The organism is Acidovorax sp. LjRoot194, from assembly GCF_964253015.1.
Classification (GTDB): domain Bacteria; phylum Pseudomonadota; class Gammaproteobacteria; order Burkholderiales; family Burkholderiaceae_C; genus Acidovorax.
Genome location: NZ_CAXUQB020000001.1, coordinates 989,247 through 1,012,829 on the forward strand (window position 1 = coordinate 989,247; position 23,583 = coordinate 1,012,829).

Consider the following 23,583-nt stretch of genomic DNA (forward strand, 5'->3'; position numbering starts at 1 on the left):
ACGGGCTGGATTATCCCACCTCCCGTGTGGCGCACCGCGCAGCCTTCATCCCTTTCGGCTGACACGCTCCCAATCCAGCCCGAACCGCGCCAGAAACTTGCGGAGCCGGTCCGCATCGTTGACCACCGTGCGCTGCGTGCGCGAGGCGTTGAAGAGCTGTCGGCCCGCGTCGGACAAGGTGCGCGATTGCCGGCACATTTGCAGCACCGCGGCCAGTTGCAGCTGGTCGAACAGGTCCAGTCCACCCACCGCCTCCTCGCCCAGCAGTTCCACCAGATCGTCGCGGCCGACGGTGCCAACGCCTGCCTGGGCCATGCCGTCGCGCGCATCCCGGGCCGCCTGCCACAGCCAGCGCAGGCGGGCGATCTCGGCCTCGACCAGGGGCAGGCCGATGCGGCCGCTGTCGGCCAGCGTGGCCAGGCGCGTGGCGCTGGCCGACAGGTCGCGGAAGTTGCCGCTCCACAGCGCGTCGCTTGACTGCGCAAAGCGCAGGTAGGCCACGCGCGCCTCGGCCGACAGGCGCACCATGCGACCCAGTTCGACACCGGTGCGCGCGAGCAGGTGGTCCAGGTGGGGCTCGATGTCTTCGGGCCGCTGGGCCAGGCCGGGCAGCTGGTAGCTCCAGAGGTTGATGCGTGCGTACAGGTCTTCGCGAAAGCGCCCGGCCGCCACTTCGGTGCGCAGGTCGCGGTTGGTGCCCGCGATCAACTCGAAGTCGCTCGCCACCTCGCGATCGCTGCCCATGGGGTAGAAGCGCTTTTCCTCCACGGCCTTGAGCAGCATGGCCTGCTCGTCCAGGCCCAACTCGCCGATCTCGTCGAGAAAAAGCACGCCCTTGTGCGCCGTGCGCAGCAGGCCCGCGCGGTCGGCCGCCGCGCCGGTGAAGGCACCCTTCTTGTGGCCGAACAGCGTGGACGCCGCGCCGTCGCCGTGCAGTGTGGCGCAGTTGACTTCGACGAAGTCGCCCTCGACCTGGTGGCGCGCCTTCTTGAGCTCGAACAGGCGCCGCGCCAGGTGCGACTTGCCCGCGCCCGTGGGCCCGGTGAACAGGATGGGCGCGCGCGACCGCACCGCCACGCGCTCGACCTCTTCGATCAATGCGTTGAAGCGCGCATTGCGCGTGGCGATGCCGCTCTTGAGAAAGTCCACCGCATCGCGCTGCTCGGCACCAAAGCGCTGCGCGATCACGTCGTAGCGCGAGAGGTCCAGGTCGATCAGCGCATAGCTGCCCGGGTCGCCCATCTGCTGGCGCTTCGGCGGTGATGTCTGCGCCAGCACGCTCGGGATGCGGCGCGACTCCACCAGCAGGAACAGGCAGATCTGCGCCACGTGCGTGCCGGTGGTGATGTGCGTCCAGTACTCCTCGCGCTCGGTGTCGAAGCGGTAGCCCTGGGCCCAGTCGAACAGCGTGGCGTAGACCTCGCCGAAGTCCCACGGGTCGGCGATGTCCAGCTTGACGAGGTGGACGGTGGTTTCGGGCGACGCGGTGTGGATGTCCGTGCGCACCTGGTGGGCCAGATCGTGGTGGGGCGGGGTGTAGAGCAGCTCCATCCGCTTGACGACCACATCCTCGTGCTGGGCCAGCGACACCGTGGGGCGCCACTTCTCCCAGCGGCCCGCCCCCTTGCCTGCATCCAGCTGCGTTCCCAGAAAACCGATGACCACTTTTTCTTTGCGCATCATATTCAGCTAATTGACTAGCTTTTATTCTATCTTTTAGGCAAATCGATTGCGACAAAGATTTTTTGAAATGTCATTAATTTCATATGAATCAATGGCTTGCAAATTTTCACCCCCAATTTCACAAGCTGGCACGCATCTGGCAATAGATAAGTACCAGACGCCAGCGTCGACCGCTCACAGGCCAGGGTTAGGACACAAGTTCGCCCTGCCGGTGCCGAGGTTCCAGGGGTCCTCAAGGCTCTTGTCGAACCCCTGCATGCCGCACGTCGCCATCGTCTGGTCACGGCACGGTCGTGGAGACCACTCCGAAAGGACGTGTCTGGTTCGACTCCAGGCGGGCCACCACTGGTAGCTCAGAGGAAGAGCAACCCGCAAGGGTCTGTCACAGGTTCGATTCCTGTCCATTCTTCCGGCCGCAAGGCCGGAGCTTTGAAGAAACGGTCGAAAGACCACCCGCCGGACGCGGGGCGCAGGCAAAGGCTGCTGCACGGCAGCCCCCGCAGGCACTCCGTCAGCCGGCGGCGGTTTGCACCAGACCCCGGTGCAGCCCGCGCCCGCAGCCAGCCACGCTGCCGCCCTGTTTACAGGGCAGCAACCACGGCGCACTGCAAGGCCCGCGGCTGCACTGCCTGGAGCCCCGCCGCCGCTGTAACGGCGCCCTCTTGGGATGGGGGTTGTGTTGCCAGCGCTGTGCGCCAACCGACATGACAACGACGACGAAGAAGAGAAGACGAACGAACGAACGAGAAATCCGCGGCGCGGACCGCAATAAGGAGAAAAAGAAATGCTGAACAACAAGATCCAACGCATCACCGTCAAGAAGAACGAACGCGCCCTGCTGCTGCGCAACGGCGATTTCGACCGCGTGCTGCAGAGCGGTACGCACTGGCTGTTTGCCGGCCTGGACACGCTGCGCGTGGAAACCTTCGCTCTGGAGCAACCCGCGTTCACGAACGGCCTGGCCGATTACCTGATGGCCCAGGAGCCTGCCGTGGTCGCCGCCAACTTCGTGCAGGTGAACCTGTCGGAGCGCGAAGTGGGCCTGCGCAGCGAGAACGGCGTGCTGGTTGAAATCCTGCCGCCCGGCACGCGCCGCCTGTACTGGAAGGACCTGGTGGACGTGACCGTACAGGTGGTGAACCTGCAAAACGGTGCCGAGCTGCCCGCCGACCTGGTCGCCCGTCTGACGCAGACCCAACTGCGCCAGCGCGCAGTGACTGGCCTGAACGGCGTGCTGCAGGTGCAGGTGCCTGAAGGCCAGTGCGCGCTGCTGACGCTGGACGGCAAGGTCGAGCGCCTGCTGACCGCCGGTACCTACGCGTTCTGGAAGTACGGCCGCACCATCGCCGTGGAACTGGTGGATTTGCGCCTGCAGGCCGTGGAGGTCTCGGGCCAGGACATCATGACCCGCGACAAGGTGAGCCTGCGCCTGAACCTGTCGGCCACTTACCGCGTGACCAATGTGCTGCAAGCCTTTGCCCAGCTGCAAAAGCCTGCCGACTACCTGTACCGCGAGCTGCAGTTTGCGCTGCGCGCCGCCGTGGGCACCCGCACGCTCGACGAGCTGCTGGAGAACAAGACGGTGATCGACGAGGTGGTGACCGCTCACTTGGCGATCAAGCTGCAGCCTTACGGCATGCAACTGGAGAGCGTGGGCGTGAAGGACATCGTGCTGCCCGGCGAGATGAAGACCATCCTGACCCAGGTGGTGCAGGCGGAAAAGCAGGCCCAGGCCAACGTGATCCGCCGCCGCGAGGAAACCGCCGCCACGCGCTCGCTGCTCAACACCGCCAAGGTGATGGAGGACAACCCCGTCGCCCTGCGCATGAAGGAGCTGGAGACGCTGGAGCGGGTGGCCGAGCGGATCGACAAGATCTCGGTGTTTGGTGGCCTGGACCAGGTGCTGAACGGCCTCGTGAAGATGCGTTGATTCTCATGAGGAAAGAGAAATCGAGATGAAAGCAAAGAAACTGACCGCACGTGAAAGGCGCGCGAACCGTAAGGAGACGCCCGTGAGTTGCGAGTCGATCAACCTGGAGCCGGCGGTCTATAGCGCAGCCCTGCGTTATCTGTTCGACCGCCCCGTGCCCGATAAGAGCGGGCAGGAGTGGTACTGGCTGATCGACGAGCCGGAGTTCGACGCCACGCCGCTGCAATGGACCCACATCCAGACCGTGCTGTTCGCCAACGCGGGCACCGACCTGGCGCCCTACAGCGACGAGCAGGTGGGCATGGGCCTGAACCATGTGATGAGCAACAACGCCGGGGACATTCCGCACATGGTGAACGACCCCTCCGTGCCCCTGGCCGACGCTATGCGCATGATGCGGGCGCTGCCCAACTTGTGGCGCGACTGCCTCGGCCCGCGCCTGGATACCGGGCCGAGCCCCATCGGGAGCCGAAGCGACCGCCTGTACTTTGTGAGCTACATGTGGTTTGACGTATGGCCGTCGTTCTGGAACGCCAAGGACATCCCTGAATGGCGCGACGCGATGTGGCAGGTGTTCTGCGAGATGCTGGCGATGCCGTACCGGGCTGCCCAGGAATCCGCATTGCACGGGATAGGCCATGAGGGCGCGCGGTTGGGGCGGCCCCAGGAACTGCAGGCGCACATGGACGCATTCATCCGCCAGGTGAAGAGCGACGACGAACTGAAGAACTACGCCCAGGCCGCAGCGCGCGGAATGGTTCAATGAACGGCAGAGAAGACCAAAGACGAAAGAACGATATGAAGACTTACGAACAACTCGAAGTACCCAACGGCGTCCCCGTGAAGATGTGGACGAACGGCGTGCCCGTGGAAGAAGAAGCCAAGAACCAGCTGCGCAACATCGCGCGCCTGCCCATCGTGTTCAAGCACGTGGCGGTGATGCCCGACGTGCACCTGGGGATCGGCGCCACCATCGGCTCGGTCGTGCCGACGCTCAAGGCCATCATCCCCGCCGCGGTGGGTGTGGACCTGGGTTGCGGAATGATGGCGTGCAAGACCACGCTGACCGCGAGCGACCTGCCCGACAACCTGTCCGGTGTGCGTGCCGCCATCGAACGCGCCGTGCCGGTGGGGATGACGCCCAAGCACTTCGGCCGCGACAAAGGAAGCTGGGATACCCCGCCTGCCGAGACCGACCGCGCATGGTCGGCGCTGGTGGACGAGTTCAAGGAAATCTGCGAGGCGCACCCGCGCATCGAGAAGACCAACAACTACAAGCACCTGGGAACGCTCGGAACGGGTAACCACTTCATCGAGATCTGCCTGGACGAACACCAGTCCGTGTGGGTGATGCTGCACTCGGGGTCGCGTGGGGTGGGGAACGCCATCGGCACCCACTTCATCGAGCTGGCCAAGAAGGACGCCGAGATGAACCAGCGCAACCTGCCCGACAAGGACCTGGCGTACTTCGAGGAAGGCGCGCAGTACTTCGGTGACTACGTGAAGGCCGTGGGGTGGGCGCAGAAGTTCGCCGCCGCCAACCGCGAAGTGATGATGGGCCGGGTGATTGCCGCGCTGCGCTTGTGTGTCACCAAGCCGTTCGAGACCCACGTGGAGGCGGTGAACTGCCACCACAACTACGTGCAGCGCGAAACGCACTTCGGGCAGGACGTGTTCGTGACCCGCAAGGGCGCGGTGAGTGCCGCACAAGGCCAGCTCGGGATCATCCCGGGGAGCATGGGGGCCAAGAGCTTCATCGTGCGCGGAAAAGGCAACCCCGAGAGCTTCAACAGCTGCAGCCACGGCGCGGGCCGCACCATGAGCCGTACCAAGGCCAAGAAGATGTACACGGTCGAAGACCAGATCAAGGCGACCGAAGGCGTGGAATGCCGCAAGGACGCCGACGTGATCGACGAAATTCCGATGGCGTACAAGAACATCGACGCGGTGATGGCGGCGCAGGAAGACCTGGTGGAGGTGGTGTACACGCTCAAGCAGGTGGTGTGCGTGAAGGGGTGAGGCAAATGCAACGACAAGAGGTCCGTTTGAGAGACGGTAGCTGCGCATTCCTTTTCCAATCCCTTGACGGGCATTGGGCCTGTCCGGTGTGTGGAAGTGTTGGGCTGCTCAATCCACCCTATCTGGATTGCGGAGGAGCCTCATTCGAAATGTGCCAGTGCGGATTCGAGTTTGGATACGACGACGACCCTGGAGCGTCGAAACTGGCTGTACCAGAAGTGCAGGCAAACTGGGCGGCGTGGAGAGCTCGGCTGCTCGCGCGCACTTTGGGTGAGGTGCGTACCCAACTTGTCCTCAATCTCAAATTGGTTGGTGTCCAAGTGACAGATTGACCGCCAACAACAACCTGCAGCCAGCCCGAAGCGGGCCGCTTATGAAAACTCATAGCTAGTAGCGCTTACCCAGTAGGCGCTACAGCCGATTTTTATGCATACATCAGAACAAAAAGAACTGCTGCGCTCCGCCCACCCGGTCGAGCCCCACATGCGTGCGCAGGTGATGCAGGAGCTGCAGCGCATCGAATCCACGCACGACGTGACCATCCTCTTCGCTTGCGAGTCCGGCAGCCGCGGCTGGGGTTTTGCGTCGCCCGACAGCGACTACGACGTGCGCTTCATCTACGTGCACCGGCTGCCCTGGTACCTCACAGTGGCGCCCGGGCGCGACGTGATCGAAGTGCCGATCAGCGGCGACCTGGACATCAACGGCTGGGACCTGCGCAAGGCGCTCGGGCTGCTGCGCGAGTCCAACCCCACGCTGCTGGAGTGGCTGCGTTCGCCCATCGTCTACCGCGAAGAGGCGGCCACCATGGCGCAGTTCCGCGCGCTTGCAGAGAACGTCTTCTCCAACGCCAAGGGCTGGCACCACTACAGCTCCATGGCCAAAAAGAACTTTCGCGAGCATCTGCAGGCCGACGAGGTGCGCTACAAAAAGTACCTGTACGTGCTGCGCCCCCTGCTGGCTGCGCGCTGGATCCGCAACCTGCCCGGCGTACCGCCCATGCGCTTTGCCGAACTGGCCCAGCACACGCTGGACCCGGTGGCCGACGCTGCGCTGGTCGCGGAGATCAACGCCCTGCTGGAGGTGAAGATGCGCGCCGGCGAGGCCGCCACCAGCCCGCGCTGGCCGGGCATCCACGCGTTCATCGAGGCCGAGCTGGCACGCAACGCGGCCGAGCCTGTGCAGCCGCTGCCCGTGCCGGGGCATGCCGCGCTGGATGTGCTGCTGCACGACACCGTGCTGAAGTACGACATCAGGGACTCGAAACGCAGCTTGGCGTGAAAACCCCGGTGATTGACGCTCGCGTGATCCGGGAGACCGAGCGTGAAATGAACCGTCTTCACGCGGCTTGCCGTGCCGCAGCCATGCGCCAGCGCTCCAACCCGGCGCTGCGCAAAGAGTACATGCGCGCCGCAGAGGAGTTTCGGGCATACCGAAGCCCGCTGTGGGAACTATGGAGTGCTCAAGCGCAACACGACATCCTGGCTGGCAGCGGCAAATGGCGTGACACGGCAATTCTGTACCTGCAAATCAGTCCTCGGTTCTTCCGCTCAGGCTACTTGCGCAACGTGGTTTGCACGAGACTCAAACAAGCCCAACTGCAGGACCGGGAACGAAAAGACATTCAGAAATCTCTTCTGATTTCCATTGCCCATCGCCCTTCTACAGGCAGTTTCCGATACGACTGCCGACTGGCCATCAAAGTGGCCAATGAGAGTTTTCTGAAAGAACTACGAGTCCTCTGCAAAGACCAAAATTCATGGACATCCGGGAGAGCTCAGCGCATGGAAATGGCGATCTTGCGTCATGCAGCACTCTCTTTCGACACTGACATCTGAGGCTATCTTGAGCGAGACATCCAATATCTCCGGCAATCCGAATCCCCCGCCACTCATCCTCGACGGCTTCACCGGCGAGGGCGGCGGCCAGATCCTGCGCACCGGCTTGGCGCTTTCCATGGTCACCGGCCGGCCGCTGCACATCACGCGCATCCGTGCCGGGCGGCCCAAGCCGGGTCTGATGCGCCAACACCTGGCCTGCGTGCAGGCCGCAGTGGCCGTGAGCGGTGGGCAGGCGGACGGCGCCGAGCTGGGCTCGCAGACACTGCTGTTCACGCCCGGCGCGGTGCAGGCGGGCGACTACCGTTTTCAGATCGCGACGGCGGGCAGTTGCCTGCTGGTGCTGCAGACGGTGCTGCCCGCGCTGATGCTGGCCGGCGGCGAAAGCCGTGTGCAGCTGTCGGGCGGCACGCACAACCCGATGGCGCCGCCGTTCGACTTTCTGGAGCGGTCGTTTACGCCACTGGTGCGGCGCCTGGGTGTGGGGCTGGACCTGCAACTGCAGCGCCGCGGTTTCTACCCCGCCGGGGGCGGCGAGCTGGTGGCGCACATCACGCCGTCAGCGCAGCCGCTGACACCTGTGGACTTGATGGAGCGCGGGGCGCTGCTCAATGCCTACGGCGAAGCGCTGGTGCCGGGCCTGGCGCGCAACATTGCGCACCGCGAACTGGAGGCCCTGGGCCAGCGCATGGGCTGGACGTTCGAAGCGGGGCAACTGCGCAACCCGCCCACGCGGCAGAACGAAGGGCCGGGCAATGCACTCATCGCCACGCTGGAATACGAGCACGTGACCGAGGTGTTCTGCCAGTTGGGCGAGCGCAGCCTGTCGGCTGAGCAGGTGGCCAAGCGGCTGGCGGACGAGGTGCTCACATATCAGCGCAGCCACGGTGCGCTGGGGCCGCACCTGGCGGACCAGTGGATGCTGCCGCTGGCACTGGCCGTGTGGCGCAGCGGGCGTGCCGCGCGCTACACCTGCACCGAGGTGACGCAGCACACGGCCACCAATGCGCAGACGATTGCGCTGGGCCTGCCGGTGCGGGTGGAGATCACGCCGGCGGACCGGGCGATGCGGGTGGAGGTCAGCCCGCTGCAGTGAGCGCAGCTGGAATGGCTGAAAGCTGGGGAGTGGCGCCTCGGATATATCCATATCACCGGAGCCGTCGAACAACTGGTTCAGAATGCGCGGGACACCGCAATGCCGGTCAGTGACCCGTCCACCCAGAGCTGTCGAAGGACCAGCCACGCCATCGTGCCCTGGCTTCGACAGGCTCAGGCTGAACGGATGGTTGTTTATCTGGCCATCCACCGGCTGGCATTGGGTCACCCCGTCACCCCTATCCATTGAATTGACCTTCACAGGAGACGCCATGAAAGCTGACAACATTCTGCAAACCATCGGCAACACGCCGCACGTGCGCATCAACCGCATTTTTGGCCCGGCGGCCAACGTGTGGGTGAAGTCCGAGCGCAGCAACCCCGGTGGCTCCATCAAGGACCGAATTGCGCTGTCGATGGTGGAAGACGCCGAGAAGTCGGGCGCGCTCAAGCCTGGCGGCACGATCATCGAGCCGACCTCGGGCAACACCGGCATCGGCTTGGCGCTGGTGGCGGCCGTCAAGGGCTACAAGCTCATCCTTGTGATGCCCGACAGCATGAGCATCGAGCGCCGTCGCCTGATGCTGGCCTACGGCGCGCAGTTCGACCTGACGCCGCGCGAGAAGGGCATGAAGGGCGCGATCGCCCGCGCGCAAGAGCTGCAGGCCCAGACGCCGGATTCGTGGATCCCGCAGCAGTTCGAAAACCCCGCCAACATCGACGTGCACGTGCGCACCACGGCGCAGGAGATCCTGGCCGACTTCCCGGACGGCATCGACGCACTGATCACGGGCGTGGGCACGGGTGGGCACATCACCGGCGTGGCGCGGGTGCTCAAGGCCAAGTTCCCGAACCTCAAGGTGTTTGCGGTCGAGCCCACGGCGTCGCCCGTGATCTCGGGCGGCGCGCCGGCACCGCACCCCATCCAGGGCATCGGCGCGGGCTTCGTCCCCAAGAACCTGGACACCAGCGTGCTCGACGGCGTGATCCAGGTCGATGCCGAACCGGCGCGTGAATACGCCCGCCGCAGCGCGCGCGAAGAGGGCCTGCTCGTGGGCATCTCCTCGGGTGCCACGCTGGCCGCCATTGCGCAGAAACTGCCCGAGCTTCCAGCTGGCGCGAAGGTGCTGGGCTTCAACTACGACACGGGCGAGCGCTACCTGTCCGTAGAAGGCTTCCTGCCCGCGTAAATCGCCCCCTGAGGTGCGGCGCGCCATCCCCCCGGGGGACGCCCCCCGTGGACTGGCAGAGCCAGATCCACGGTGGCGCTGGTCCAGGGCGCGTCAGCTTTTGATGCCGAGGTGGGGTGACTTCTTGACCCTTGCTGCTCATTGCGGCGCAGTCACTGCAAGCCTTTTCGGCCACGGCAGCACATGCCAACGGCCAGACGTCCTACAGTGGCCGCGCACCACGGCCACAACAATCGTTTCACCCTTCGGACCGCCCTGCGTGGCGCCTTCGCCGCAGGGTCACTACAACGATTGTTTGCCTATGGCCACCACCCCATCCCAGCCCATTGCGTTCAAGGTTCTGACAGTGAACGTGCACAAGGGCTTCACCACATTCAACCGGCGGTTCATGCTGCATGAGCTGCGCGAAGCAGTGCGGGAGGTGGAGGCGGACCTGGTGTTTTTACAAGAGGTGCAGGGCACGCACCACAAGCATGCCAGCCGGCTCGCCAACTTTCCGCAAGTGCCGCACTACGAGTTTCTGGCGGACACGATCTGGTCGCAATACGCCTACGGCCGCAACGCGGTGTATGACAACGGCGACCACGGCAACGCCCTGTTGTCCAAGTTCCCCATCACTCGCTACGACAACCACGACATCTCGATTGCCGGGCCCGAGCGCCGCGGCATGCTGCACTGTGTGCTGCAGCCCCCAGGCCATCACCTGCCGGTGCATGCGGTGTGTGTGCACCTGGGCCTGCAGGAGTCGCACCGCCAGCGGCAATTGAAGCTGGTGTGCGACCTGGTGAACACCTTTCCGAAGGACGAGCCCGTGGTGTTGGCGGGCGACTTCAACGACTGGCGCCACCGCGCCCATTCCATCCTGCACCGCGGCGCGGGGCTGGAGGAGGTGTTCGTGCAGGCCTTCGGCCGCGCGGTGCGCACCTTCCCTGCGTCGATGCCGCTGCTGGCGCTGGACCGCATCTACGTGCGCAACGCGTCGGTGCACTCGCCGTTGACCCTGCCCAAGAAGCCATGGGACAAGCTGTCGGACCACGCGCCCCTGGCTGCGGAGATTTATCTATGAGCCTGCGCCGCCCCACCTTCACGCCGCCGCGGTCTTCGCGCTGGGTGCCCGGCAACCACTTCGAGCTGCTGGAAAACGGCGAGGAGTTCTTCCCCCGCGTTTTCGACGCCATCCGCGCAGCGCAGCGCGAAGTGGTGCTGGAGACTTTCATTTTGTTCGAAGACAAGATCGGCAAGGAGCTGCATGGAGCCTTGCTGGCCGCAGCCGACCGCGGGGTGGAAGTGCACGTGCTGGTGGACGGCTTCGGCTCGCCCGATTTGTCGGACAGCTTTGTCGGCCAGTTGGTGAATGCGGGCGTGCGCTTTCGCATCTTCGACCCGGGCCGCCGCTTCATGGGCCAGCGGCTGAATTTGCTGCGCCGCATGCACCGCAAGATCGTGGTGGTGGATGGCGAACTGGGTTTCATCGGCGGCATCAACTACTCGGCCGACCATGTGGCGGACTTCGGACCCGAGGCCAAGCAGGACTACTCGGTAGCGATGCGCGGCCCCATCGTGGCCCAGATGCACCGCTTTGCACGCGAGGCGGTGCTGGGCCGTGGCGGCCGCAAGCCGCAACAGCAGCCGGATGGCAAGGCGCAGCAAAAGGAACCGGCCACAGCAGGCAGTGCCGACGCGATCTTTGTCACGCGCGACAACCACCATCACACCAACGACATCGAGCGTCACTACCGCGTCGCGCTGCGCTCGGCGCGCCACCGCGTGGTGATCGCCAATGCGTATTTCTTCCCGGGCTACCGCTTCATCCGCGAGATGCGGCGCGCGGCCAAGCGCGGTGTGGACGTGCGGTTGATCCTGCAGGGCCAGCCCGACATGGCCATCGTGCGCACGGCGGCCAGCATGCTGTACGACCACCTGCTGCGCGCCGGCGTGCGCATCTACGAATACTGCGACCGCCCGCTGCACGGCAAGGTGGCGCTGGTGGACGACGAGTGGTCCACCGTGGGTTCGAGCAACCTTGACCCGCTGAGCCTGTCGCTGAACCTCGAAGCCAACGTCATCATCCGCGACCGCGCCTTCAACGACCACCTGTATGGCCGACTGTCGCACCTGATGGAGAACAGCTGCAAGCAGATCAAGCCCCAGCCCTCCGGGCGCTTCGATGGCCTGCGGCTGATGCGCAGCTACCTGGTGTTCCACCTGATGCGCTGGTTCCCCACGTGGGCGGGCTGGCTGCCCCGGCACCAGCCCACCATCACCATGGTGCGCGCGGCGGCAGCCGCAGCCGAGGCCGATGGCGCACCCGGTGGCTCGGGCGCCAAGTCGTCCACGCCCAACGCGGGTGCCGCGGCTTAACGCGGCTCGCAGCCAAGCCGTGCGCTCCGCATAACCTCTTTTGCCCATGGCTGCCAGCACCCCCCACCCTCTTGCCCTGGAGCCCGGCAGCGACACCCACCTGCATGCAGCACCCACAGGCTGGCGCGGCATCACGCAGCGCCCCTGGTGGCCCTGGCTCACGCGGGGCCTGGCACTGGCCTTCTTCGCGGTGGTGGCCTGGCTCATCGTGCGGCAGGCACGCACCGTGGACTGGCCTGCCGTGTGGCAGGCACTGCAGGCGCTGCCGGTCAGCGTGCTGGCCGTGGCAGGTGCCTTGGCGCTGGCCAGCCACTGCACCTACGGCACCTTCGACCTGATCGGCCGCCACTGCACAGGTCACGGCCTGTCGCGCTCCACCACGCTGGGCATTGCGATGACCAGCTATCCCTTCACCTTGAACCTGGGCTCGCTGATTGGCGGCGTGGGTGTGCGCTACCGGCTCTACGAGCGCCGCGGTGTGGGCCCCGGCACCATCGGCCAGGTGGTGGGCACCAGCATCGTGACCAACTGGGTGGGCTACCTGCTGCTGCTGGCCGTGCTGCCCTGGCTGTGGGTTGCGCCGGCAGTAGCAGGCTGGGCCGTCGAGCCGTGGCAACTGCGCACTGGAGGCGCCTTGGTGGGCTGCCTGCCCATCGCCTATGTGGCGCTGTGCGCGCTGCGCGCGGGTCGGGCGCTCACGCTGCGGGGCCACGAGTTTCCGCTGCCGCACTGGCCGGTGGCACTGTGGCAGGTGGTCGTCTCGGCCACCAACTGGATGCTGATGGGCGCAGCACTGTGGACGGTGCTGCAGGGCCAGGTGAGCTACCCCGCAGCCCTGGCCACCGTGCAACTGGGCGCTGTGGCCGGGCTCATTTTGCGCGTGCCTGCCGGCCTGGGCGTGCTGGAGGCCGTGGGCGTGGCGCTGCTGGCCACCGGAGCGGCAGGCGCATTGGGGCAGGACCAGGTGCTGGCCGCGCTGCTGGCATACCGCGCGCTGTACTACTTTGTGCCGCTGGTACTGGCCGCCGTGGCGTTTGGCGTGGCCGAACTGCGCTGGCGCCGGGGCGGCAACAACGACAGCAACAATACCAACCCGCCCAAAAATCAAACCAAAATGGCCTCTACCGCGCATCCATAAAGCGGCAGCAGCTATTTATTTGATAGCAATCACTCAAAACACGGGTCGCTTGCTGACCCGCTTGCACGCCGCCACTGCACGCCGCGCAAGCAGCCCCGGTAAAATCACGGCCCCACGACTTTGCACGCCGCCCGATCGACACGGGCCCGCAAGACCATGATCCGCCTCTCTGAAATCCGGCTGCCCTTCACGGCCGCCGAAGCCCCTGACGCGCCGCTGCGCGCCGCCGCCGCCAAGCTGCTGGGCCTGGCCCCGGCCGACATTGCCCACCTGCACGTTTTCAAGCGCAGCTTCGACGCGCGCAAGGTCGAGCTGCTGGCGGTCTACATCGTCGACATCGCCCTGGCCCAGCCAGAACACGAAGCCGCGCTGCTGGCGCAGTTCGACAGCAATCCGCACATCCAGCCCACGCCCGACATGGCCTGGTACCCCGTGGGCCAGGCCCCTGCCGACCTGCCCCTGCGCCCCGTGGTGGTGGGCTTCGGCCCCTGCGGCATCTTCGCGGCGCTGGTGCTGGCGCAGATGGGCTTCAAGCCCATCGTGCTGGAGCGTGGCAAGCCCGTGCGCGAGCGCACCAAGGACACCTGGGGCCTGTGGCGCAAGCGCGAGCTGCATGCTGAGAGCAACGTGCAGTTCGGCGAGGGCGGCGCCGGCACCTTCAGCGACGGCAAGCTCTACAGCCAGATCAAGGACCCGCGCCACCTGGGCCGCAAGGTGATGAACGAGTTCGTCAAGGCCGGCGCGCCCGAAGAAATCTTGTACGTCGCCCACCCGCACATCGGCACCTTCAAGCTGGTGAAGGTAGTGGAGAACCTGCGCGAGCAGATCATCGCGCTGGGCGGCGAGATCCGCTTCGAGCAGCGCGTGACGGACGTGGTCGTGGAAGGCACCGGGGAGGGCCGCCACCTGCGCGGCCTGAAGGTGCTGAACCAGGCCACGGGCGAGACCACCGACCTGCGCGCCGACCACGTGGTGATGGCCCTGGGCCACAGCTCGCGCGACACCTTTGCCATGCTGTACGACCGCGGCGTCGCCATGGAGGCCAAGCCTTTTTCCATCGGCTTTCGCATCGAGCACCCGCAGGGCATCATCGACCGCGCCCGCTGGGGCCGCCATGCCGGCCACCCGCTCTTGGGCGCGGCCGACTACAAGCTGGTGCACCATGCGCAGAACGGCCGCGCGGTCTACAGCTTCTGCATGTGCCCCGGCGGCACCGTGGTGGCCGCCACCAGCGAGCCGAACCGCGTGGTCACCAACGGCATGAGCCAGTACTCGCGCAACGAGCGCAACGCCAACGCCGGCATGGTGGTGGGGATCGACCCGAGCGACTACCCCACCGATGCCGCCGCCTTCGACGCCCACCTGGGCCACACCCACGGCATCGAAGCGCTGCCGCAGGGCCAGTTCCACCCGCTGGCGGGCATCGTGCTGCAGCGCCAGCTGGAGTCCAACGCCTTCGTGCTGGGCGGGCGCGACTACAGCGCGCCGGGGCAGCTGGTGGGCGACTTCATTAAAGGCACTCCATCGAAGCACCTGGGCGATGTGGAGCCCTCGTACAAGCCCGGCGTGGCCCTGGGCGACCTGCACGCCGCCCTGCCCGGCTACGCCATCGCCGCACTGCGCGAGGCACTGCCCGTGTTCGGCCGCAAGATCAAGGGCTTTGACATGCACGACGCGGTGCTGACCGGCGTGGAGACACGCACGTCATCGCCGCTCAAGATCGGGCGGGGCGAGAACCTGCAGAGCCTGAACACCGCCGGCCTGTACCCGGCGGGTGAAGGCGCGAGCTACGCGGGCGGCATTTTGTCGGCGGGGGTGGACGGGATCAAGGTGAGCGAGGCGGTTGCCCGTGCATTGCTGGGCACGGCCTGACGTGCTGGTGGTGGCATGCCTGCTGCGCTGACGCTCCCGACCCGCGCGCAGTTCGCAGCTGCAGCGCTCGCCATGGCCGCTGTGGTGCTGGCTTCCAACATCCTGGTGCAGTTCCCGATCAACGACTGGTTGACCTGGGGCGCGATCACTTACCCCGTCGCTTTCTTGGTGAGCGAGCTGGTCAACCGCTCCCACGGCCCGCAGCCAGCGCGCCGCGTGGCCTGGGTGGGCTTTGCGGTGGCGGTGGCCGCGTCGCTGGTGCTGGCACCTGCGCGCATTGCCATCGCGTCCGGCACGGCGTTTTTGCTGTCGCAATGGCTGGACATCGCCGTGTTCGATCGGCTGCGCCACGGCACCTGGTGGCGCGCGCCGCTGGTGGCCACTTTGCTGGCTGCGGTGCTGGACACGGCAGTGTTCTGGAGTATCGCTTTTGCTGGCAGCAACGATCCGTGGGTGACCTGGGCGCTGGGGGACCTGGGGGTGAAGCTGGTGTTGGGGGTGGCGCTGCTGCTGCCGTTTCGGCTGCTGGTGGGTCGGGGCGCTGCGCTCTACACACGGTCGGGTTGAGGTTGCCGAAACCTGGGCGCTTGACCCACGTCCGTTCGGTTTGAATCTGTCGAAACTTGGGCGCTGCTCGCTAGCTCGCTGATGGGGCAGCATGCCAGTGTTGATGGCGGGAGCCGGGGTGCGCGCCCGGCGGCGCGGTAACTTTCTCTTGGTTCGCCAAGAGAAAGTCACCAAAGAGAAGGCGACCCCAAGTCTGCGACCCCTTCGCTGCGCTACGGGGCAAACCTGCGTCGGGGCGGTTGCGGGGTGCGCCGTGGAACTCACTGCGCGCCTGCGGCGCTACGTTCAGACAGCCACGGCGAGCTAGATAACGAAGCATGCGCGCTTCGACGCGCATGCTCACCCCGCAACCGCCCCGACGCAGGCGCAGCCACAGGGGGGGCAGCCGAACAGCCAACCTCCGAACAGCCACACGGGCCATTGCTTCGCTCGGCCGCGCGGTCGCGGCGCGCAGCGCCTGCGCGTTCGGGGCCGAGCAACGCGATGGCCCGTGTGGATGTTCTCTCCCACATCCCTTCAGGATGCGCCGAGGAGCACAGGGCGTGGGGTGAGCGTGTGCCGAAGGACACACGCATCGTGAACTGACTCGCTGCGGATGTCTGAGCGTAGCGCGGCAGCGCGCAGCGAGTTCCGCAGCGCACCCCACGACCGAGCACCGCAGGTTGCCCCACTCGCCCGCAGGGCGAGTGGGGACGCAGGCTGTAGGGTCGCCCTTTCTTTGGTGACTTTCTTTCGGCGACGCGAAAGAAAGTTACTCGCACGCCGGGCGACTCCCGGCCTCCGCCCTTGAACCAGGCACGCGGTACAAACCAGCGAGCCTGCGAGCGCACCCCGGTTTCGACAGGCTTAACCCGAACGGGCGTGGGTTGAGCGCCCAGGTTTCGACAAGCTCAACCCGAACGGCTGTGAAGTTTCCGCGCCCAGAAAAAAAAGTGATGGAAGCACTCGAAGCCAACCTCCCTCAATGCCCCACAGCCACCGCCCCACCACCCCGCACCGGTATCCCACTGCGCCTATCCAGCACCCCGCTGTAATGCGTCAACCCCAGCGACACCAATACCACCACCGCCCCAATCCACGGCGTATGCATCAACCCCAGATGCGTCACGATCAACCCTCCACCCCATGCCGCCCCCGCAATCCCCAGATTGAACGCCGCAATGTTCAGCCCCGACGCCACATCCACAGCCTGCGGCGTGAACCGCTCCGCCTGCTTGACCACATAGACCTGCAACCCCGGCACATTGCCGAACGCCACGGCGCCCCACAGCAACACAGTGGCCAAAGCCAGCCAGGGGTAGGGTGCCGTGAACTGCAGCACCAGCAACACCGCAGCCAGCAGCGCAAAGATGATGCGCAGTGCCGGGATGGGCCCCAGCCGGTCCGCCAGGCGGCCGCCCCAGATGTTGCCCACGGCCACCGATACGCCGTACACCAGCATCACCCAGCCCACGGCGCCCGCGCTGAAGCCCGAGATGTCCGTCAGGATGGGCGCGAGAAAAGTGAACGGGATGAAGGTGCCGCCATAGCCGACGGCAGTCTTGGCGTACACCAGCAGCAGGCGCGGCTCGGCCAGCACGCGGGCCTGTTGCAGCAGTGATGCGGGCGGCGTGTGCGCAATGCCGCGCGGCACGAACCACGCGCTGCCGATGAAGGCCACCACGCCCAGCGCCGCCACGGCCAGGAAGGTTTCGCGCCAGCCGAAATGCTGGCCGATGAAGGTGCCCAGCGGCACGCCGGTGACCAGCGCCACGGTGAGGCCGGTGAACATGATGGCGATGGCGCTGGCGGCCTTCTCGCGCGGCACGAGGCCGGTGGCGATGGTCGAGCCGATCGAGAAGAACACACCGTGCGCCAGGCCGGTGAGGATGCGCGCCGCTACCAGCGTCTCGTAGCTCGGGGCCTGCCAGGCCAGCAGGTTGCCGGCGGTGAACAGCGCCATCAGCGACAGCAGCAGCGCCTTGCGCGGCACGCGGCCGGTGAGGGCGGTGAGCACGGGCGCGCCGACCGCCACGCCCAGGGCGTACAGGCTGACCAGCAGTCCCGCCGAGGGGATGCTGATGGCCAGGTCGGCCGCCACGGTGGGCAAGAGGCCCACGATCACGAACTCGGTCGTGCCGATGGCGAATGCGCTGAGCGTCAGCGCGAGCAAGGCAATGGGCATGGAAGAACACTCCTGGTAGGCAATGGGTGAATGCCTGGAGTGTGGGTGCTTGTCCTTTGCAGAAAAAGACGGTGATCGGCAGAAGATACTTGCTGCCAAATCAATAATGGCGGCTTGTCTGAACCGAGGCGCATTCCATGAAAGCCACGCTCGAAGAGCTGCAGGCCTTTGTCGCCGTCGTGGACGGCGGCTCCATCACCGCCGCCGCCGACCGCCTGGACCAGACGGTGTCGGGCATCAGCCGGGCGCTGGCGCGGCTGGAGAAAAAGCTCGACACCACGCTGCTGCGCCGCACCACCCGCCGCACCGAGCTGACGGAGGAGGGCCAGGCCTTTCTGCAGCGCACGCGCGTCATCCTCGCGTCCATCGAAGACGCCGAAGAGCACATGGCCGCGCGCCGCCAGCAGCCCGCGGGGCGGCTGCGCGTGAACGCGGCCACGCCGTTCATGCTGCACGCGGTCGTGCCGCTGGTGCCGGCGTTTCGCAGTGCCTACCCGCAGATCACACTGGAGCTCGACACGGACGAGGGCTACATCGACCTGCTGCAGCGGCGCACCGACGTGGCGATCCGCATCGGCCAGCTGCAGGACTCGACCCTGCACGCACGCCCCCTGTGCACCACCCGCCTGCGGGTGCTGGCCAGCCCCGAGTACCTGGCGCGCGCGGGCAGGCCCAAGAGCGTGGCGGATCTGGCCGGGCATACGCTGCTGGGCTTCAACCAGCCCGAGTCGCTCAACCGCTGGCCGCTGCGGGGCGCGCATGGGGACCAGTGGCCCATCGTGCCCCGCCTCACCGCGTCGAGCGGCGAAACGCTGCGCCAGCTGGCGCTCGCGCATGTGGGGCTGGTGTGTCTGTCGGACTTCATGACCGCAGGCGACCGCGACAGCGGCCGCCTGGTGCAGGTGCTGGCGCGCGACACGGTGGAGGTGCGCCAGCCCATCAACGCGGTGTACTACCGCAACACGCAGCTGGCCGCGCGCATTGCGTGCTTTCTCGACTTTCTGCAGGAGCGCATGGGCTGACGCGGCGGCCCCCGCGCTGCGCCGGCCGGGCTCAGCCGCGCGCCGGAATGTTCAGGCCCTTGGCCACGGCCGGGCGCTTTACGAACGCTGCCAGCACGCGCTCGATCTCCTTGAACTGGCCGAACTCCACCAGGTCGCCCGCGCCGTAGAAGCCCACCAGGTTGCGCACCCACGGCAGGATGGCGATGTCGGCGATGGTGTAGGTGTCGCCCATCACCCACTGGCGGCCCTTGAGGCGCTCGTCCAGCACCTTCAAGAGGCGCTTCGATTCCGCCACGTAGCGGTCGCGCGGGCGCTTGTCTTCATAGTCCTTGCCGGCGAATTTGTGGAAGAAGCCCAGCTGGCCGAACATGGGGCCCAGGCCGCCCATCTGCCACATCACCCACTGCAGGGTCTCGTAGCGGCCCGCGGTGTCCTCTGGCATCAAATGGCCGGTCTTGCTGGCCAGGTACACCAGAATGGCGCCGGACTCGAACAGCGCCAGGGGCTGGCCGTCCGGCCCGTTCGGGTCCAGGATGGCCGGGATCTTGTTGTTGGGGTTGAGCGACAGGAATTCGGGCGAGGTCTGGTCGTTGGTCTCGAAGCTCACCAGGTGCGGCTCGTAGGGCAGGCCCAGCTCTTCGAGCGCGATCGACACCTTCACGCCGTTGGGCGTGGGCAGCGAGTACAGCTGAATGCGCTCCGGGTGCTGCGCGGGCCATTTGCGGGTGATGGTGAAGGCGGAGAGATCGGGCTGGGCCATGCTGAAAGATCCTTCGAAGTGGTGGTGGTAGGGGCCGTGCGGGCCGGAAAAAGCGCAAGCCTAAACCGGAGCGCGAATCGGTGCACGCCAGGGGCTTGCGCCGTGGGTGCGCCGCACGGCAGCCCGGCGTTGTGGTGCGTGCGGTGGGGTGTGCCATGGCGGCCAACCCGGTCCTGCGACGATAATCCCGGGGATGCAGATTCGCTTCACCAAGATGCAGGGCGCGGGCAACGATTTCGTCGTGCTTGACGAGACCCAGGGCCGCCTGGGCCTGTCCACCGCCCAGTACCGCTTTCTGGCGGACCGCCACTTCGGCGTGGGCGCCGACCAGATCCTGACCGTGCGGCCATCGCCCGGCGACGGCATCGACTTCGAATACGTGATCCACAACGCCGACGGCGGCGAGGTGGAGCAGTGCGGCAACGGCGCCCGGTGCTTTGCGCGCTTCGTGCACGACAAGGGCCTGACGGGCCGCGACACGATCCGCGTGCAAACCAAAAGCGGCGTGATCGCCCCCCGCCTCACGGCCGACGGCCGCGTGACGGTGGACATGGGCCGCCCCGAGTTCGACCCGGCCAAGGTGCCGTTCGACCCCGCCGGCCTCACGCCCGTGGACCAGGGTTCGGGGCAAAAATGGCCGCTGTCGCTCGATGGGCAAGCGCAAGCAGCTCCTGTTTTTGTAGCGGTGGCCTCCATGGGCAATCCGCATGCCGTGCAGCTGGTGGATAACGTGGACACGGCGCCCGTCGCGCAGACCGGCCCGCTCATCGAACACCACGCGCGCTTTCCCCAGCGTGTGAACGCCGGCTACCTGCAGGTGGTGGACCGCAGCCATGTGCGGCTGCGCGTGTTCGAGCGCGGCGTGGGCGAGACCCTGGCCTGCGGCACCGGCGCCTGCGCAGCCGTGGCCTCGGGCATCCGCCTGGGCCTGCTGGACGCCGAAGTGCAGGTGGAGACCCGCGGCGGGACGCTCACCATCGCCTGGAGCGGCCAGGCGGCCGATTCCGTTTTCATGACCGGCCCGGCCACCACGGTGTTCGAAGGCCAGATCGACATTCCCGATACCCTCCTATGACGACGTCCCACATCCCACCGATCACCGAAGACGACATCGCCCAGTTCCTCACCAACACGCCGGGCTTCTTCGAGCGCCATGCGGAGGTACTGGCCAGCGTGCAGATCACCAGCCCCCACGGCGCACGCGCCGTGAGCCTGCAGGAGCGCCAAGCTGAGATGCTGCGCGAGAAGATCAAGGGCCTGGAGCAGCGCATCATGGAGATGGTGCGCAACAGCACCGAAAACGCCACTATCGCGCACAAGGTGCACCAGTGGACCAGCGCGCTGCTGGAGGTCAAGGACCCGTTCGACCTGCCCCAGGCCGTGGTGGACGGCTTGCGCACGCTGTTCGACGTGCCCCAGGCGGCGGTGCGCGTGTGGGACGTGGCCGGCCCGTACATCGATGCCGACTTCACCCAGGGCGCGAGCGAGGACGCGCGCGCGTTCGCCTCGTCGCTGACCATGCCGTTCTGCGGCCCCAACCTGGGCTTCGAGCCGGCCGGCTGGCTGGCGCAGGAGCCGGGCGAACCCGCCCAGTCGCTGGCGCTGCTGCCGCTGCGCGCGGGGGCCATCGACAGTGCGACGCCGGCGTTCGGCCTGCTGGTGCTGGGCTCGCCCGATGCGCACCGCTTTGACGCGACCATGGGCACGGACTTTCTGGCGCGCATGGCCGAGCTGGCCAGTGCGGCGCTCATCCGCCTGAAATGAGCTTCCCCCTGAGCCGCTTCGCGTCTTCCCCCCAAAGGGGGGACGCCACCCGTGGCCCGGCGAAGCCGGTTCCACGGTGGCGCTGGCGTGGGGGCGCGCCGGTTGCGGCCTTCGCGCGGGTGGTTTAGAGCTTCAAGGCTGCTGCCGTTCTGTTTGGCGTTACCACCATGTCCGACGCTCCGGCTGCCTTGCCATTGCCCACCGACCCGCAGGTGCTGCGCTATCTGGAGCATGTGCGGGTGGAGAAGCGGCTGGCGGACCGCACGCTCACGCTGTACACGCTGGACCTTGCACGGCTGGCGCAGTTCGCGCACGGGGTGAATCTGCCGCTGCTGCAGCTGACGAGTGCGCACATCCGCCGCTTCGTGGCGCAGATGCACAGCGCGGGGCGCAGCGGGCGGGGGATTGCGCTCATTTTGTCGGGCTGGCGCGGGTTCTTCACCTGGGCCGGGCGCCAGGGCCTGATCGATCACAACCCGGTGCAGGACGTGCGTGCGCCCAAGGCGCCGAAGCCCCTGCCCAAGGCGCTGGGCGTGGACGACGCGGTGCGCCTGGCCGAGTTCGACAACACTGGCGCCGACCCGTGGCTGGAGGCGCGCGACGCGGCCATGGTCGAGCTGCTGTACGGCTGCGGCCTGCGCGTGGGCGAGCTGGCGGGGTTGGACGCGGTGCCCGGCCCCGACACCCAGCGCCTGGGCCGCGGCTGGGTGGACCTGCAGGCGGGCGAGGCCCATGTGTTCGGCAAGGGCAGCAAGCGGCGCAGCGTGCCGGTGGGCCGCGCAGCCACCCAGGCGCTGCAGGCCTGGCTGGCGCTGCGGGCCGCGCCGTTTGGTGGTGAGGGCTCGGCCCGGCTCGATGCGGCGCTGTTCGTGGGCCAGCGGGGGGCGCGGCTTACTGCGCAGTCGATCTGGCTGCGCCTGCGCCAGCGCAGCCAGCAGGCCGGGCTGACCACGCCGGTGCACCCGCACATGCTGCGCCACTCGTTCGCCAGCCATTTGCTGCAAAGCAGCGGCGACCTGCGCGCGGTGCAGGAGCTGCTGGGGCACGCCAACATCACCACCACGCAGGTGTACACGCGGCTGGATTTTCAGCACCTGGCCAAGGTGTATGACGCGGCGCATCCTCGCGCTAGAAAGAAGTAGCCCTCTGAGGCGCTGCGCGCCTTCCCCGGAGGGGGACGCACCCGGTGGACTGGCAAAGCCAGTTCCACGGGAAGGATGGGTCGCCCCCTGAGCGGCTTCGCCGCTTCCCCCGAGGGGGACGCACCCGGTGGCCTGGCAAAGCCAGTTCCACGGGTGCACTGGTGGGGGCGGCGCGCGCTGCCGGCGTTGGTGGTTGCGGGGCCGGTGTCTGGCGCTGATCGGGTATGCCGGTGGGTTGGGGGGGCTCGTTGTCTGGGGGTCATGGAACCAAGATGTGAGGCCGTGCATCCGAGCAGGGGGTGCTTGCTGTAGGGCGCCTTGGAGTGTTGTGCCATGTTGCTGAAATGGGTCAAATCGAACCGTGGGTTCATCGTGTTGCTGCTGTGCTTTGGCATCTTTCGCACGGCGGTGGCGGACTGGAATCCGATTCCTTCGGGGTCCATGCGGCCTACGCTGCTGGAAGGGGATGTGGTGTTCGTCAACCGGCTGGCCTATGACCTGAAGGTGCCGCTCACCGATGTGGTGGTGGCGCGGCTGGGGGATCCGGCGCGGGGGGATGTGGTCACGTTCTCGTCGCCGCTGGACGGCACGCGGCTCATCAAACGCATTGCGGCGTTGCCGGGCGACACGGTGGAGATGCGCGACGAGGTGCTGTACCTCAACGGCCAGGCGGCGCGGTACGACGCTCCCGAGGCGGTGACCGAACATTTGGCCGAGTTGGGGGCCGAAGTGTCCGCCACGCGCTGGACGGAGCACCTGGACGGTCACGAGCGCCGCGTGCAGTGGCTGCAGGGCGTCACGGCCCACAGCAGCTTTGGCCCGGTGACTGTGCCCGAGGGGCAGTACCTGGTGCTGGGCGACAACCGGGACAACAGCGCGGACTCTCGCTACATCGGCTTCGTGCCGCGGCACCTGCTCATCGGCCAGGCGCGGCGGGTGCTGGTGTCAGCCGACATCCTGGAGAACTGGGCGCCGCGCATCGGGCGCATCGGCCACCCGCTCTGACGCGGGCGGGCCGTCAGTAAGTGCGGGGCGGCACGGCCAGCGCCCTGCAGC

General features: G+C 66.8%; 20 protein-coding genes. 17 read left to right on the forward strand and 3 right to left on the reverse strand.

From position 1 onward, the window contains the following. Positions 1–45: 45 nt before the first annotated feature. Positions 46–1,680, reverse strand: coding sequence for an RNA repair transcriptional activator RtcR (rtcR, locus tag ACSQ3N_RS04600; protein WP_056164129.1), 1,635 nt, complete (start codon positions 1,678–1,680; stop codon positions 46–48). A gap of 787 nt (positions 1,681–2,467) precedes the next feature. Between rtcR and ACSQ3N_RS04605 the strand changes: the two genes are divergently transcribed. From ACSQ3N_RS04605 to ACSQ3N_RS04660, 12 genes are all read left to right on the forward strand, one after another. Beyond that, on the forward strand, positions 2,468–3,613 hold the full coding sequence (locus tag ACSQ3N_RS04605; RefSeq protein ID WP_436145708.1) for a slipin family protein: 1,146 nt from the start codon (positions 2,468–2,470) through the stop codon (positions 3,611–3,613). A gap of 82 nt (positions 3,614–3,695) precedes the next feature. After that, positions 3,696–4,379, forward strand: a complete 684-nt coding sequence (locus ACSQ3N_RS04610; protein WP_235507265.1) for a hypothetical protein — start codon at positions 3,696–3,698, stop codon at positions 4,377–4,379. Between the two features lie 32 nt (positions 4,380–4,411). Then, positions 4,412–5,632 (forward strand): RtcB family protein, encoded by a 1,221-nt coding sequence (locus tag ACSQ3N_RS04615; RefSeq protein WP_436145709.1) that lies wholly within the window; start codon positions 4,412–4,414, stop codon positions 5,630–5,632. 426 nt (positions 5,633–6,058) lie between these two features. Beyond that, entirely contained in the window at positions 6,059–6,913 is an 855-nt protein-coding gene (locus tag ACSQ3N_RS04620; protein ID WP_436145710.1) for a nucleotidyltransferase domain-containing protein, read from the forward strand. Beyond that, the gene (locus ACSQ3N_RS04625) at positions 6,910–7,470 is read left to right on the forward strand and encodes a hypothetical protein (protein WP_156371945.1); all 561 of its coding nucleotides are present in this window, start codon (positions 6,910–6,912) and stop codon (positions 7,468–7,470) included. Before ACSQ3N_RS04620 ends, ACSQ3N_RS04625 begins: the two co-directional genes overlap by 4 nt. 7 nt (positions 7,471–7,477) lie before the next feature. Next, the gene (gene rtcA / locus ACSQ3N_RS04630; protein WP_235507264.1) at positions 7,478–8,566 is read left to right on the forward strand and encodes an RNA 3'-terminal phosphate cyclase; all 1,089 of its coding nucleotides are present in this window, start codon (positions 7,478–7,480) and stop codon (positions 8,564–8,566) included. A gap of 271 nt (positions 8,567–8,837) precedes the next feature. Further along, a complete protein-coding gene (gene cysK, locus ACSQ3N_RS04635) occupies positions 8,838–9,755 on the forward strand; it encodes a cysteine synthase A (protein ID WP_056163843.1) in 918 nt (305 codons plus the stop codon). A gap of 301 nt (positions 9,756–10,056) precedes the next feature. Then, on the forward strand, positions 10,057–10,821 hold the full coding sequence (locus ACSQ3N_RS04640; protein ID WP_056163840.1) for an endonuclease/exonuclease/phosphatase family protein: 765 nt from the start codon (positions 10,057–10,059) through the stop codon (positions 10,819–10,821). Next, positions 10,818–12,116 carry a cardiolipin synthase ClsB gene (gene clsB / locus ACSQ3N_RS04645; RefSeq protein WP_082516758.1) on the forward strand — a complete coding sequence of 433 codons (1,299 nt, stop codon included), beginning with the start codon at positions 10,818–10,820 and terminating at the stop codon, positions 12,114–12,116. The genes ACSQ3N_RS04640 and clsB overlap by 4 nt, the downstream gene beginning before the upstream one ends. 46 nt (positions 12,117–12,162) lie before the next feature. After that, a complete protein-coding gene (locus ACSQ3N_RS04650) occupies positions 12,163–13,254 on the forward strand; it encodes a lysylphosphatidylglycerol synthase transmembrane domain-containing protein (protein ID WP_436145711.1) in 1,092 nt (363 codons plus the stop codon). A 156-nt stretch (positions 13,255–13,410) separates the two neighbouring features. Continuing rightward, a complete protein-coding gene (locus tag ACSQ3N_RS04655; protein WP_436145712.1) occupies positions 13,411–15,126 on the forward strand; it encodes an NAD(P)/FAD-dependent oxidoreductase in 1,716 nt (571 codons plus the stop codon). Between the two features lie 15 nt (positions 15,127–15,141). Beyond that, positions 15,142–15,693, forward strand: a complete 552-nt coding sequence (locus ACSQ3N_RS04660; protein WP_056163835.1) for a VUT family protein — start codon at positions 15,142–15,144, stop codon at positions 15,691–15,693. Between the two features lie 961 nt (positions 15,694–16,654). On the opposite strand, the gene ACSQ3N_RS04665 is transcribed toward ACSQ3N_RS04660, so the two are convergent. Further along, positions 16,655–17,857: an MFS transporter gene (locus ACSQ3N_RS04665; protein WP_436145713.1), complete on the reverse strand. Its 1,203-nt coding sequence runs from the start codon at positions 17,855–17,857 to the stop codon at positions 16,655–16,657. A gap of 137 nt (positions 17,858–17,994) precedes the next feature. Between ACSQ3N_RS04665 and ACSQ3N_RS04670 the strand changes: the two genes are divergently transcribed. Then, the gene (locus ACSQ3N_RS04670) at positions 17,995–18,879 is read left to right on the forward strand and encodes a LysR substrate-binding domain-containing protein (RefSeq protein ID WP_436145714.1); all 885 of its coding nucleotides are present in this window, start codon (positions 17,995–17,997) and stop codon (positions 18,877–18,879) included. A 31-nt stretch (positions 18,880–18,910) separates the two neighbouring features. Here ACSQ3N_RS04670 and ACSQ3N_RS04675 read toward each other — a convergent pair whose 3' ends face one another. Further along, positions 18,911–19,621: a glutathione S-transferase N-terminal domain-containing protein gene (locus ACSQ3N_RS04675; RefSeq protein ID WP_056415026.1), complete on the reverse strand. Its 711-nt coding sequence runs from the start codon at positions 19,619–19,621 to the stop codon at positions 18,911–18,913. 193 nt (positions 19,622–19,814) lie between these two features. Here ACSQ3N_RS04675 and dapF point away from each other — a divergent pair, with 193 nt between their 5' ends. The 4 genes from dapF (at position 19,815) to lepB (ending at position 23,532) form a co-directional block, all read left to right on the forward strand. Continuing rightward, positions 19,815–20,696: a diaminopimelate epimerase gene (gene dapF, locus ACSQ3N_RS04680; protein ID WP_436145715.1), complete on the forward strand. Its 882-nt coding sequence runs from the start codon at positions 19,815–19,817 to the stop codon at positions 20,694–20,696. After that, on the forward strand, positions 20,693–21,385 hold the full coding sequence (locus tag ACSQ3N_RS04685) for a DUF484 family protein (protein WP_056173087.1): 693 nt from the start codon (positions 20,693–20,695) through the stop codon (positions 21,383–21,385). Before dapF ends, ACSQ3N_RS04685 begins: the two co-directional genes overlap by 4 nt. A 167-nt stretch (positions 21,386–21,552) precedes the next feature. Next, positions 21,553–22,527, forward strand: coding sequence for a tyrosine recombinase XerC (locus ACSQ3N_RS04690; RefSeq protein WP_436145716.1), 975 nt, complete (start codon positions 21,553–21,555; stop codon positions 22,525–22,527). Between the two features lie 333 nt (positions 22,528–22,860). After that, entirely contained in the window at positions 22,861–23,532 is a 672-nt protein-coding gene (gene lepB, locus ACSQ3N_RS04695; protein WP_436145717.1) for a signal peptidase I, read from the forward strand. Positions 23,533–23,583 lie beyond the last annotated feature (51 nt).